12 protein-coding genes are annotated in these 12987 nt (G+C 40.9%); 3 read left to right on the top strand and 9 right to left on the bottom strand.

All coding sequences use genetic code 11. The features are described from left to right. The gene (gene rpsU / locus ACHFIY_RS05340; RefSeq protein ID WP_410845037.1) at window positions 1–195 is read right to left on the bottom strand and encodes a 30S ribosomal protein S21; all 195 of its coding nucleotides are present in this window, start codon (window positions 193–195) and stop codon (window positions 1–3) included. 158 nt (window positions 196–353) lie between these two features. Beyond that, a complete protein-coding gene (gene deoC / locus ACHFIY_RS05335) occupies window positions 354–1025 on the bottom strand; it encodes a deoxyribose-phosphate aldolase (protein ID WP_410845036.1) in 672 nt (223 codons plus the stop codon). 141 nt (window positions 1026–1166) lie between these two features. Between deoC and ACHFIY_RS05330 the strand changes: the two genes are divergently transcribed. Together ACHFIY_RS05330 and meaB are read left to right on the top strand one after the other, a co-directional pair. After that, window positions 1167–1292 (top strand): hypothetical protein, encoded by a 126-nt coding sequence (locus ACHFIY_RS05330; protein WP_410845035.1) that lies wholly within the window; start codon window positions 1167–1169, stop codon window positions 1290–1292. A 931-nt stretch (window positions 1293–2223) separates the two neighbouring features. After that, window positions 2224–3126 carry a methylmalonyl Co-A mutase-associated GTPase MeaB gene (gene meaB / locus ACHFIY_RS05325; protein ID WP_410845034.1) on the top strand — a complete coding sequence of 301 codons (903 nt, stop codon included), beginning with the start codon at window positions 2224–2226 and terminating at the stop codon, window positions 3124–3126. Window positions 3127–3184: 58 nt separating this feature from the next. Here meaB and ACHFIY_RS05320 read toward each other — a convergent pair whose 3' ends face one another. From ACHFIY_RS05320 to ACHFIY_RS05300, 5 genes are all read right to left on the bottom strand, one after another. After that, window positions 3185–3658 (bottom strand): YcxB family protein, encoded by a 474-nt coding sequence (locus ACHFIY_RS05320; protein WP_410845033.1) that lies wholly within the window; start codon window positions 3656–3658, stop codon window positions 3185–3187. 142 nt (window positions 3659–3800) lie between these two features. After that, window positions 3801–4700, bottom strand: coding sequence for a class I SAM-dependent methyltransferase (locus ACHFIY_RS05315; RefSeq protein ID WP_410845032.1), 900 nt, complete (start codon window positions 4698–4700; stop codon window positions 3801–3803). Window positions 4701–4942: 242 nt separating this feature from the next. Beyond that, window positions 4943–5524: a hypothetical protein gene (locus ACHFIY_RS05310; protein ID WP_410845031.1), complete on the bottom strand. Its 582-nt coding sequence runs from the start codon at window positions 5522–5524 to the stop codon at window positions 4943–4945. A 12-nt stretch (window positions 5525–5536) separates the two neighbouring features. Further along, a complete protein-coding gene (locus ACHFIY_RS05305) occupies window positions 5537–7438 on the bottom strand; it encodes a TonB-dependent receptor (RefSeq protein ID WP_410845030.1) in 1902 nt (633 codons plus the stop codon). Between the two features lie 85 nt (window positions 7439–7523). Beyond that, on the bottom strand, window positions 7524–10568 hold the full coding sequence (locus ACHFIY_RS05300; RefSeq protein WP_410845029.1) for a tetratricopeptide repeat protein: 3045 nt from the start codon (window positions 10566–10568) through the stop codon (window positions 7524–7526). A gap of 463 nt (window positions 10569–11031) precedes the next feature. Here ACHFIY_RS05300 and ACHFIY_RS05295 point away from each other — a divergent pair, with 463 nt between their 5' ends. Then, complete coding sequence (locus ACHFIY_RS05295; RefSeq protein ID WP_410845028.1) at window positions 11032–11457, top strand: acyl-CoA thioesterase; 426 nt, start codon at window positions 11032–11034, stop codon at window positions 11455–11457. 95 nt (window positions 11458–11552) lie between these two features. On the opposite strand, the gene ACHFIY_RS05290 is transcribed toward ACHFIY_RS05295, so the two are convergent. Together ACHFIY_RS05290 and ACHFIY_RS05285 are read right to left on the bottom strand one after the other, a co-directional pair. Further along, window positions 11553–11981 (bottom strand): DUF6526 family protein, encoded by a 429-nt coding sequence (locus ACHFIY_RS05290; protein WP_410845027.1) that lies wholly within the window; start codon window positions 11979–11981, stop codon window positions 11553–11555. A gap of 36 nt (window positions 11982–12017) precedes the next feature. Continuing rightward, window positions 12018–12893, bottom strand: coding sequence for a hypothetical protein (locus ACHFIY_RS05285; protein ID WP_410845026.1), 876 nt, complete (start codon window positions 12891–12893; stop codon window positions 12018–12020). Window positions 12894–12987 lie beyond the last annotated feature (94 nt).

The following is a 12987-nucleotide window of genomic DNA, read 5'->3' as shown; positions in this document are numbered from 1 at the left end:
TTAGTCTAGTTTTCCACTAGCTAGTTGCTGCTTGTAGATTGCTTTCAACACTTGGCCACGGCGCACAACGCTGGGCTTGGTGAACGTTTGGCGTTCCCTAAGTTGCAACAAGGTTTTGCTTTTTTCGAATTTCTTCTTGTACTTCTTTAAAGCCTTGTCTATGTTTTCGCAATCTTTTGAGTCAATAATAAGCATGATATATATACCTCCTTTGGTGAAAAATGGAATGCAAATGTAGGGGAATAATTTAGATTACCAAAGGTGAATTATTTTTTGTTGTGAATAGTTTAAAATGACAATAAGGAGCAACCACAATTATGTACACATCTAATAAATTTTCTTTTGCCCTTTCCTTAATACCCATCTCCGCTTGCGGCAGCGCCTTTTACTATGGCTACGCCTGCACTGCAACCAAGGCGAGTAGCTCCTGCATCTACTAATTCTTTGGCAAAAGCATAGTCCCTGATACCGCCCGATGCTTTTATTTGCACATCCGCTGGCAGGTGCTTCCTGAATAGCTGCACGGCTGCTACGCTTGCCCCTTTCTCGGCATAACCTGTAGATGTTTTTAAATAATCAATGCCTGCAGCACCATATAGCTGGCAACATTTAATGATTTCGTCATCGGTAAGTATGCCGCTCTCGATGATAATTTTTACCGTTTTCAGGTTTTGCTTGATAACAGGCATCAAATGGTTTATTTCATTAGCCAGATAAGCCCAGTCGTTGTTTTTGATGGCAGAAATATTAATTACAATATCTAGTTCGTCAACGCCATCTACCAATGCAAGCACTATCTCAGCTAGTTTTGCCTCCACGGCACTATAGCCAAATGGGAAGCCAATAACCGTGGCTACTTTTACAGTGCTGCCAGCGGTATATTCCTTGGCTTTTTTAATAAAGTTTGGCGGTATGCACACTGCGGCAAACTGGTATTCTATTGCCTCGGCACAAACTTTTTCTATATCGCTGATAAGCACGGTTGGCTTTAGGATAGTATGGTCTATATATTGGTTAAGCTGCATGAAAAATATTTTTTTTAATAAATAATAAGCAAAAGTATTCGCTTTCGGCAAATGACTGCACTTGGTGCATAAATACTGTTTGCTAGGAAGTAAATTGAATTGGGTACATTAAAAATCTTCGCTTTTATTGCCCTTATTTTTATGAGCAACAAAATTGATCTTGATAGCCCCATACAAACCCTTCAACCTCACCCCAACCCTCACCTTTTGGAGAGGGAGCAAGACCAAAGGAGGAAAATTGAAGAACTAAACGAAGATTTGAAATAGGGTCATTTTTCTTCTTTTTCCGTGATTTATTTTTTTTGCTATTTCTCCTTTTTGCCTATAATTCATTGATATTCAGTTGTTTGTGTTTTTTAAGCTTCATTTTTTATTATAATTTGAGTGAATTTTATGATAATTAGTTAATAATGGAATGATAGTTTTTCTATAGTAAATTGATAATTTATTGATAAGAAACTGATAAGATTTTGATAGTGTATTATCATTTTTACCAGCCAACTAACATCAGATGCGAGAGGCAAGGGCAAGATGCCCGTAGTTCCCCCTTTCATGTAAAATTGGCATGAATAGGTATATAGTCCAAAATAAAAATCCTATATGGGGGAATTTTTGGATGCTTATGGGGGAAAAATGCCCCCATATAGGATTGTCCTTTTGAATATCTCGTACATTATTCCCAATTTTACAGTAAATGGCTCCTTTGTCCCCGATAGGCCAACCACTTCGGTTGCCCCAGCCACGAGGCACTATTTTTAATATAAAATAAAACATCTTAATATGTTCATCCCCCACGCAAAAAAACATGAAAAAGCACTTATATTTCACTCATTTACCACCCACAAATCACTCATTAATCACTCAAAAAACACTCACAAATCACTCATAAAACACTCACTCAAAAAAGTATAAAAACACTGTATTTCAATGAGTTATAATTAATGATAGCCTGAAATTTAAAATCATGGGCAAAACGCCCCGACAAACAAGTGTGTAAACACTTGTATTCCTTGCGTGGCAGAGTGAAAGCACAAGTGGCCTTCACCATCAGCGATGTTTCACATGGACTAGCTAGGTCTTGCAGAATGAAATGCCTACTGATTCTTCTAAATAAAAAAAAGACCAATAAAAAGCGAAGATTTGAAATGCAAGCCCCATAACAAAAAATCAATCGTAAAATCCCCTACTTTGCACCTGCATGAAATGGCAGCAACGTTTACAGCAGATACATCAGCAAGATACCAAGGCATTGGCCCGTTGCATTTCCTTGGTTGAAAACGAAGCTGCTGGCTACCAGCAGTTTTTAAGCCAGTTACCCGTTGGTCATGCACCTGTTATTGGCATTACCGGCCCGCCCGGAGCGGGCAAAAGCACATTGGTAGATGCCTTGATTGGCGAAATGGTAGCCAACGGCAAAAAAGTAGCTGTACTGTGTGTTGACCCTTCCTCGCCATTTAACCTAGGGGCATTATTGGGCGACAGGATACGCATGAGCGATTGGTATAGCCACCCCAGTGTGTTTATCCGTTCGCTGGCTACCCGAGGCAGCCTCGGTGGGCTGCACCCGCAAATTATTGCCATTACAAGCCTTTTGCAAGCCGCTTGGTTTGACTATATTATAGTAGAAACCGTGGGCGTTGGGCAAAGCGAAATAGAAATTGTAGGGCTGGCAGACACTACTATTGTTGTATTGGTGCCAGAGGCGGGCGACGAAGTGCAGACCATGAAAGCAGGGCTTATGGAAATTGCCGATATTTTTGTGGTGAACAAAAGCGACCGCCCCGATGCTGATTTATTTGTCCATCATTTAAAACAAATGCTTGCCCCCACCTTTTATACCAAGCAGCAAGAAGTACCAATTATTAAAACCACTGCCTCGCAGAAAAAGGGGATTGCGGAGCTATATACCGCCATTGCCCATTACCAGCCTCTAGCCCATAACCAACGTCATAGCCGCTTGCTTGCAGAAAAAGCCTACCAGCTTATCCAGCAAAAAAGGATGAAGGACATAGACAAGCAAGTGCTGATGGAGGAAATAGAACGGCTTTCTTTGGCGGGGGAGTTTAATTTGTATGGGTTTGTGGAAGGTTTTGGGTGCTAACATATAATGCATCTTTTCCAATGGGTGGAAACTTATCTGAAATATGAATAACAATATTTTACCCAATCATCTCTTTCAACACCCCCCTGAAATCATGTTTCATTTCTTCGGTCATGCTATCCTTGGGAATCAAAAAAAAAGATTTTTCGTCAAAATACAAATGGAAAAAATGCGGGCTTTCAAAATACTTGGTAAAAGCCGCCCAAGGCCATGCGATGCGTCCTTGTTCATTATCAATCTTTACATCTATGCTGCCGATAGTGATGTTGAATTTTTCTTTAAAAGTGCTTGATTTTCGGTAGATGCTATAAGGCAGTATGTACCAAATGCTTAGCATTAGGGTTACCCATATAAAACTACCTAGCAAGAATGGCTCTGGCCTTATCATCTTGGAATAGAATAAAACAGCCGCCACAATGGCAAACACGTTCACCACCACTATCATCACTTTTATTTCCTTGCGGGAAAAAAAGTGGTAGCGCAGTGCCTGGATGGTCTTGTTTTTATCGTAGCTAAAACTGAATTGAATCATAAGGGATAAGTAATAAGTGATAAGTCGTAAGTCAATACACTTTGCATATCAAAAGTAGCATGTAAAAGTAAAATCAGTTGCTGGTAAATTAAAATTGTAGATTTATTTGTTCCTTACTACCCTGCCACTTACGACTTATGACTTACGATTTACCCAACACATATATAACAGAACTGCATCGCTTATTATCTACTAGTGCTTTAAGGTTCGATAACAAACCAATAAACAATGCTTTGGCTAGGTTAGGCTTGCCATTTTTGTATTGCTCGCTTAGCATACTCACATACACACTGTCGAACCACATCGGTTTGTAAGCACTAATGGAAAAACTTTTTTGCTTTGCCAGCAAAGCCATGCTTTCGGGCGAAAAATGGTATAGATGCCTAGGCACATCATAAGCAGCCCAGTATTTACCGTAAGCTTGGGCATCGTGGCTGGTATAGTTAGGCACGGCAATAATGAGCTTACCCCTTGGTTTTAGTATCTTGTGGAATTGCTCCATGTAGCCGTGTAGATTGTGCACATGCTCCAGCACATGCCACATGGTAATGGCATCAAACTGCTCGTCGGGTAAAACAAATAGCTTTTCGGGGTCGCTAAGTACCAATCCAAATTTTTTAAGTGCCACTTGCCGGGCAGTGCTGTCTGGCTCCAGCCCCGTAACATGCCACCCTGCTTTTTCCATTGCGTTGGAAAATGCGCCAGTGCCAGCACCCACGTCAAGCAACATGCCAATGCTTTTGCCGGTGGCCTTTAGAATCAATTTCTTTTTCTGCCCAAGGGTTATGTTGCGAACCCGGTGATAGACTTTGTTTATCAAGCCCTCCTGCGTGTCTGAATGCGACACATAGCTGTCTGCCTGATAATATGGGCCAATACGCTCCTCGTCTGGCACATGCTGCGTAAACCTGAGGGTACAATCGCTGCAATGCCAAACCTCAAATACTTCATGGCTCACGGTGTAGTCTTCCGCTTGTAACTGTGGTGCTATATGTGTGCCGCCGCAAGCAGGGCAATGAGTATAAGTAATAGTTGATGCCATCAATTGAAAGTTTTTGCCTCAAAGGCACAAAAAAGATGATTTTGCCGCAAAGGCACGAAGACTCAAAGTAGTACGAAGGAAAGGAATAAAAGATAATCTGCCATTAAGACACGAAGACTCAAAGCAGCACAAAGGAAGGAAAGAAGAAAAAGAAAGTAAAAAGTAGGTACTTTATATTATACAATAGCTTTTAAGACTTTTTCTTTGTGTTTCTTCATGTTTTTGTGCCTTTGTGGCCACTATTAAATATAATAATACAGCAATGCGCCCACGCCCATCAAGGCAAGTATCAGGGCATATACCCACCAATAGTCTTCCTCTTTATTCCTTACAATCATTTCCAGTTTGTCGTCTTCCGTTTCTTCTGTAAGTATCAGGTTTTCGCCTGTACTGTACAGCTCTACTAGGTTGGCGCGGGAGTCGTTGGTATTGTTTAGCTTAATATCTGGCGATGAAGTAGTAGTGGCATCGCCTTCTGGCACAAAGAAAATATCGCTGTCGTAGCTTTTTTGCAGCTTGCCAATGCCTGGCAATTCCACGGCTTTGTGGTTTTCAATATTTTGTTTTAGCGACTCGGTAAATTCCTGGAACTTTTTGGCTACTTCCCATTCCTCCACCTTCATTTCTTTACCTAAGTAAATAAAAAGGTTTTTGTCAATATTGTTGCTGTACTTGTTGCTAAAACTAATTTTAGCCTGTGGCGCCCTCAAAACACCTTTTACAAAATCGAGGGAGGCGGGTGTTTCCTGCAAGGAAAAATCACCAAGCCCGGGGAGGCTCATTTTTTTATTTACTAGAAAGTACTTATACAATAATGGGTACATAAAAATGATATATTATCTGAACGAATATACAACTCCTGCCAATAATTGAAACCCTAATACTTGATATTGGTTCCAACGCTGGTAATGGTTGTTCAAAAGGTTATTGAATTGTACCCATGCGTTTAGGTGTTTCATCACGGGGAACTCGCCTCCTAAATTCACGTCAAACGCTGGGTTTAGCTTGCCCTTGCCAAGGGTTTGGGTGCGGTAGCTGCCGGCATCAAAAAAAGCAATATCACTTTTCAACGTAAGCTCGTTTAATACTTTCCACCGCAAAGCTCCGTTTATTTCCAACGGCAGCAAGCCGTAGGCTTTCTCATAGCCACTCACTTTGGTAAACTGGGTATAAGTTGCCCCTGCTAAAATAGCAACTTTTTCCTGCACGGCATAGCTTATTTCGCCTTTTATGCGCAATGCTTGTATGGTGGGTGCATTTACTACAAGAAAGTTTTGATTTTTTCCAGTTGTTGTATCGTTTACAAACAATGGCATATCGTCCAGTTGAACAAAGGAAAGCCTTGCATTTGCCGTTAAATGCTTGCCCAAACTACCTTTCAAGCCTATATATTCCTCTATTGTTTTGGTGCTGCCCAAGCTGGTTGGTGGCACAATGTATGGGTTGATACCTGCAAGGGTACGATAAGTGTTTTGCTGAAAACTGCCTACCCATCCTGCTTCTACTATCAATTTTTTGTCTTTTAGCAACCTGCCTTCGGCCGTGAAGTTGGGCAATAAAGAAAAATTGCTATTGGCCCAGCCGGGTACTAACCCTAGGTTCAGCTTAAAGTTGGGGGTATTGAACAACACGCTTGTATTGAAATAGAATAAATTGTTATTGATGTTGGTAGAGTCATTTGCCAAGTGGTAGGTATAATGGTTAAGGCTAACCGTTGGGGCTAGGGCCAATGTAAATAACTTGCCAAACATTTTGCTCAAAGGCAGCTTTAGCAGCAAGTTGGTTTCCTTGGTGTTGCTGGTGTTGCTAAAAACATTGAAATGTACTTGTGGGTGATACACGATGCCATAGCCAGTAGGCAATTTGTTTTCCAAGCCTAGTTCTACGCCTATGGTGTTGAACTTTTGCCTAAGGCTATCCTTGGTAAATTTTAAACTATCAGGCTGGTAGCCATACCTATATACTGTATTGTTGTCCCAAAAAAATTTGCCGGTTATCTCTTGGTTTGTTTTGGTGGTGTAAATGCCCAAAACATCTATGCCCGCTTTGCTGTATTGCTGAAAAGGCAAGCTACCTTTGGCTGCTGTGTATTTGCCATGGGCTGTTATCATGCTTTGCGTGCCATTGCCCAAGGAAGCACCTGCTTCTAAGTAGGGCGAAGCATAGTTGCCATAGCCAAGTTTCACATATTGGTCGTGGTTCCAGGCAAGGGCAGAGTCTGGTGCCAAGGCCAATGGCTTTAAAGGCACAGGCTCGTAAGAAAAGAAAAGGTTTTGAGAAGGGATATTATAGGTCAATTGCAATAAAGTGGTATCTAGCAAAGGTGTTGCAGCCGTGAAATTTATTTTAGCAGCATTCCGCAAGGATGGCTTGAAGGAAGACGTAATAACCACTTCATTTTGAGATGGAGCAGTGTCCACAGGGTTAGCAGTGGTGTCATTTATCAATGTTACTTTTACGGGTTCATCCTTCCCATTTGGGCTTTTTGGCCTTGGCAATAATACTATTGATTTAACCTTGCCATTGTAAGTGCCGCTCAGCGTGTCTTCTACTATCCTGCTGGTTGTAGTGCCTTTTCTATACCTTCCCCTGCTTCTTACTGGCTTTACTGCGGCAGCATGGCTAACAGATGTTTTGGTATGCGTAGCCTTTTTTTTCTTTTTGTGCTGCGCCAATAAAGAAGTTGTGGGCAGAGCCGCTACCAATATAATCAACAATATATTTTTACAATAATTCATTATTATTCAAATTTTTAGCCCTTATCCCGTAAAGGGAGAAGAGAAATTACTATTTCTTTATGCCTTACGACTGACCACTGACAACTCACTGCGGTGTCTCCACTTTATTTGTTTTATTCTTTTCTTCAATTACTTGAGCCAGTTTGCTGGCGGCTTCTTGTTTCAGGTCGGCAATAGTGCTGTTTTCCGACACGCTTTTAAACGTGGCTTCTGCATTAAACAAATCATGCTGCTTTAAATATAGGTCACCTAGCAGAATGTAGCTTTTCGTTACCCAAAACTCATACGACCCCTCTTTTTTAATTACTTCGAATGCGGCTTTTTCTACCAAGTCTAATTTATTTTGAAGGAACAATATTTCTGCTATCCGGTATTGTGCCTCTGCGCTGTATTCACTTTTGCCAAGGCTTGTTACGTTTTTATACGCTGCCGTGGCACTGTCTAGCTGGTTATCGGCCTGGAAGCTTTTTGCCACTATCATGCTGGCCATCATTTTATCGTCTGTGGCAGCACTGCTTTGTGCCAGCAATTCTTTTGCATTGGCAAGGCCTTCTTTAAATTGCTGCAGGCGGTATTGGCAGCGGAGCAGCCCACGCATGGCTTCTAGCTTATTTTCCTGCTGTGTGGCTAGGGCTTTTACCTGCGTGAAATATTTGCCCGCATTGGCATAATCTTTAAGGTTGTAATAATATATCCTGGCACTTTGCAATGCACTGCGTTCTGCATATTTGTTGGGTGCTTTTGCGGCAACGGCATTGTAAAAAGGCAATGCCTTGTTTGCATCTTTGTCCGTGATATACATTTCTGCCGAAAAATAATTGCTTTCTATGGCATTCTTGCCATCTGGGTATTTGCTTATATAATTTGCGAAACCTATTTTGGCACTGGCAAAGTCTTTTGCCTCGTAGCGCAGCAATGCGGCACGGTAGGTAAGCGAGTCTGCTTCCGATGTGCTGATGGGCTTGCCATTTTGCTGCATGAAACTTACAAACTCGTTTGGCTTTTGGTTTTCTACAAAAATGTTGCGTATGTATTCTATTGCCTCGTCGCTTTCTTGGCTATTGGGGTATTGTTTTACCAGTTTTGTAAAGCTGGCAAGTGCCTCGTCATTTTTATCGGTATTGAAATAAGAAACGCCCGTTTTCAACAATGCCCTAGGCCACAATGCGCTTGCATCCTTGTTGTTCAATATTTGCTGCAATGGTGCTAATGCCTCGGCATATTTTTCATCTGCTAAGAAGCTGTTGGCTAATTCTATGTTGGCATCGGCAGCCAACGGCGATTCGGGGTATTCCTTTACCAATGCCTGCATCAGGGTTATTTTGTCTGCCCTTTTATTCATGGCGCCAGCTATCACCGCTTTTTGGTACAAGGCATAGTCTGCGGTTTTTAGTTGGTGGGTGTATATATCGTCATATATTTTAAGTGCTTGTTTGTACTGCTTATTCATAAAATAGCAGTCTGCATTGCGTAGGTATGCATCTTGCCTCAATGGGGTAGCACTTGCGGTAAGGCTATTGGCCACCTGTTCAAAATGCTTTTGTGCTGCTTTGTAATCGCCTTTTTTCAAGTAGCAATACGCCAAGCTGTAACGGGCGTTGGTGCTGTTGATCTCGCCATTGTTCAATGGGTTTATTAGGTAACTGGCAAAGTAAGTAATGGCATCATCCAGCAAATCGGTACGGTAGGCTATCTCCCCTTTCCAAAACCAAGTGTATGCTATTTGCTGGTTGTTGTAGGGTGCTTTGGTAATGCGGGTCAGCAGCACATCGGCTTGTTGTATTTGCTGGTCGTTAATAAGTTCCACGGCCCTGCCATACAGTATTTTGGGGTAAATTTTCTTTACCATCTCGCCTTGCGATTTCAGGCTTTCAAACAAGGCAAGGGCTTCTTTATAATTGCTTGTATTGGATAATACCCCAACCAACAATTCTTTTGCTTCCAGTATATTATTGCTATTGGGATATTTTATGATGAATTTTTGTAGTTCGCTTAATGCAATATCAAGGTAGCCCAGCTCGTAAGAAAGCTTGGCATAGCTAAACGTAGAAATTTCCTGCTGGGTGGCATTGCTGGAATTGCTAGCGCAAAACAAAAACGCATTGCGGGCATTTATTTTTTGGTTGGTTTTTAAATAAGCATCTGCCAACAAATACATGCTGTTTTGTGCCAACGAATCTTCTTTCCCGCCCAATTGCTTAAAGCCTTCAATGGCATTCTCCCAACTACCCGCTTCGTAGTAGCAGTAGCTTAGTTGGTACAAGTCTTCCCGTGCTACTTTGGGTGTCTTGCTCACATATTCCTCCAAATAAGGCAATGCTTCCTTAAACCGCCTTTTGTCAAAATACAGCTTGCCAGCCAATTGCTTCAATTGCAAATCATAGTATTGGTTGTTTGTTTTTAGCAATTGCTCCACATAGCTAAGGGCTTTGTCCCTGTCGTTGTTGAAGTAATAGATTTCTGCAATGTAAAAAGGCACTACTTTGGCATAACTAGGCTCGTTCTCTGCCACTTTAAAAGCGATTAGTGCCTCTTTGTAGTTTTTTTCGCTGAAAGTGATAAAACCGTAATAATAATTTGCATCCACATAGTTAGAATCGGATGGTATTTGCCTGATGGCATTGAAGAGTGGCTTCGCCTCTTGGAATTGCTGCAAGGTGAAATAAGCGTAAGCCTTATGGAATTTTAGCTGGGCTATATCGGCATTGCTAAGATTATCGATGCCTGCTTTGTTGTAATAAGCAATGGCATCTGCAAAATTGTTTGCCCTGAAAAAATATTCTGCTAGGTCAAAGCAAAGCATCTGCACCCGGGGCAAATTGTATTCCAGCTCTATAAACTCAATGGCCTTGCTTTTCATGGTGGCATCGTTCAGCTTTAGGCCGCAGGAGATATAATAATACCTGCCTTCTATGGCAATATTGGCCGGATAGTTTGTTTTTTCAACGCCTGTGGTGTTGATGTTTTTAAAAATTGGGTAAGCAAGGCTATATTCCTCCTTGGCAAAATATTCCTTGGCAAGTTTGTAGTCAGCATCTACATCGGTAGTTATTAAAGTAGCTTGGCTGTATGTATAAGTGAAAGAAAAAAAGGCAACAATGCTGGTAAATATTTTAATACGTGCGTGCATACGGGAGTTTTAAATTTACGTCCGGGACTGTGAACCAAAATCAAACCTAGGGTTTAATAAAATTGCTGAACTTATTTTTAACAGTTTGCTAAAACTGTTTTTGCCAAAAAGACTCTAAGACTCAACGTGGCATGAAGAAAAGAAAGAAAAAAAACCAATCCCCGCCTCTGAGCACTTAAAAATGAAACGCCTTTCCTTGTTTTAGCGTTTCTGCCTTTGCACCTTCTCTGAGTTAATCGCTCTGCGGGTTCTGCGGTTAATTTTCTGTTGATAAATCGAAGTGCCTAAATTTTATAGCAACTACTATGAGATAAACTTATACTTGACTAGTAACTAACCATTTAGAACAGGCGAGCAAAATAATATAAAGGTAAATTTCAATAGTAAAAACAACCTATGTTGCATTTGTTTGTGGATAAACAAACCATAACAATAACTTTACCAACAGCAAAAAAGCAGTTTCATGTACGAGCACATAACAACAACTAGGGTAAGGTATGCCGAGACAGACAAAATGAACGTGGTGTACCATGGCAATTATGCCCAGTATTTTGAGATTGGCAGGACAGAAGCCATACGGGACTTAGGTTATACCTATAAAGACCTGGAAGATGAAGGAGTGATTATGCCTGTGGTAGAAATAAGTTCTAAATTCCTGCGACCAGCACACTATGACGACTTGCTTACCATAAAAACCATGCTAAAGGAATTGCCAACCAACCACAAAATGGAGTTCCTGCATGAAATTTACAATGCACAAGGCAAGCTACTAACCGTAGGCAGGGTAGTTTTGTATTTTATAAATGCAGCCACAAGAGAAAAAACAGCAATGCCTAAAGGATGGAACGAAAAACTGGCTGTTTATTTTGAAAACAAAGGGGATAGTTGAGGCACCTGCTTTTGTTTTAAGTTTTGTGTTTTAAGTTAAGATGGATTTCCTGACTCCCCAAACTTAGAACTTAAAACACAAAACTTAAAACAACTTTAAACCCTATGGTAATCAGCTCTCCAGCTTGCAATGGCGGTTTTGATAGCTTTTGGGACAAGCCCTTCTGCGGCAGCTTTGCTTGCCAATGCTACAAACTCTTCGTCCTCGGCAAACCTAAGTGCAATTATTTGCTGGATAGTTAGTTTGCTGTTTAGCAACTTGCCTGTTAATGCAAGGTGACGTAGGTTTTCTTCAGCCCTTATAGCCCTGTCCTGTGCTTTTAAAGCAAATGCCCGTGCAAACCAAAAAATAAATCCTAAAATAACAGCAATCAAGCAAATAAGGGAAGCAGAGTAAAGGTTTTCTTTAGCTGCGTGCACTAGGTTAATAATAGAGCCTATGAACAAGGCAAGAATGGCCAAGGAAGTAATATAATGCCAGCCAATTACAAACCTTGCGTGATTTTTGAAATGTTGATTTTCCATTTTTACTATAATATTATTTGCTCCTTTAAATTGCACTTATTTTATTAACAAACCAAGCTTTATTCCAAAGGTAAATGATATGCCAGGACTTCTCCCTATGCGGTCGTTGCAATAATTGAAAGCGGAGGTTGTTATATATTCAAAATAAGATGTGCTATAATATGTTTTATTATCTATCCCATAGCCTAGCCCCCAATAAAAATCTATCAGACCTTTGTTGGCTATTACCCATTGTTTGCCAAACTCCATTTGAAGGCATGCAAAAGTGGTATTCGGCTTTTCAAGCTGATATACATTGTTACCTTTAAAAGCTACCCTATTTTCCGAATACCTACCCACATACAGCGTTGGCTTTGCATAAGCGCCCTGCAAGATATGCGTGGGCTGAGTATGGCCAAATAACAGTATAGGCAGCTTGCTGAACTTGTACCCAACAGCTAAAAACAGCCCAATTTGGTTTTTTCGTGTGGTGGAAAACCGGGAACTGGTATCTGAATATTCCATCAGCTTGTCTGTACCAACACCAATCAGGCCTAGTGACAATTCATAGCCCCTCCCCTCTTGGGTAACTACCTCGTAGCTAATTTGCGTATATCCCCGGAAGGGCCCATATAAATCTATTTTTAAACCCCTTTGAGCCTCTTTGCCTGATTTGTCATTGTCGTCATTGTCATTTAAAATACTGGCTGGGGCTTTTACTTCCAGCTTTTGTACCTTGATTTTGCTTTCTACTTTTAGGGGAGGCAACTCACAAATATATGCAGTAGCCTGCTTTTCCAACCTTTGTCCTTTCGCTTGTTCTATAGTTACGTCCAAGTTATTTGCCGAATCATTCTGCATATATATACCTTGTGCGTATGCAGTACATATAGTACCCAAAAGTAGCACCAAGCATATAAATAGTTTAATCATTCATGCGTTTTATGATATGACTAACAATAAGGGTTAAACGTTGCGTACCCTTTTTGTTAAGTTTATGATTTAAACTTGATTGTCATCAAAAAAA

The sequence above is a fragment of the Parasediminibacterium schistidii genome, assembly GCF_046546515.1.
Taxonomy (GTDB): Bacteria; Bacteroidota; Bacteroidia; order Chitinophagales; family Chitinophagaceae; genus Parasediminibacterium.
The sequence above is the reverse complement of the archived record's forward strand: the minus strand, read 5'-3'. Positions and strand labels throughout refer to the sequence as shown.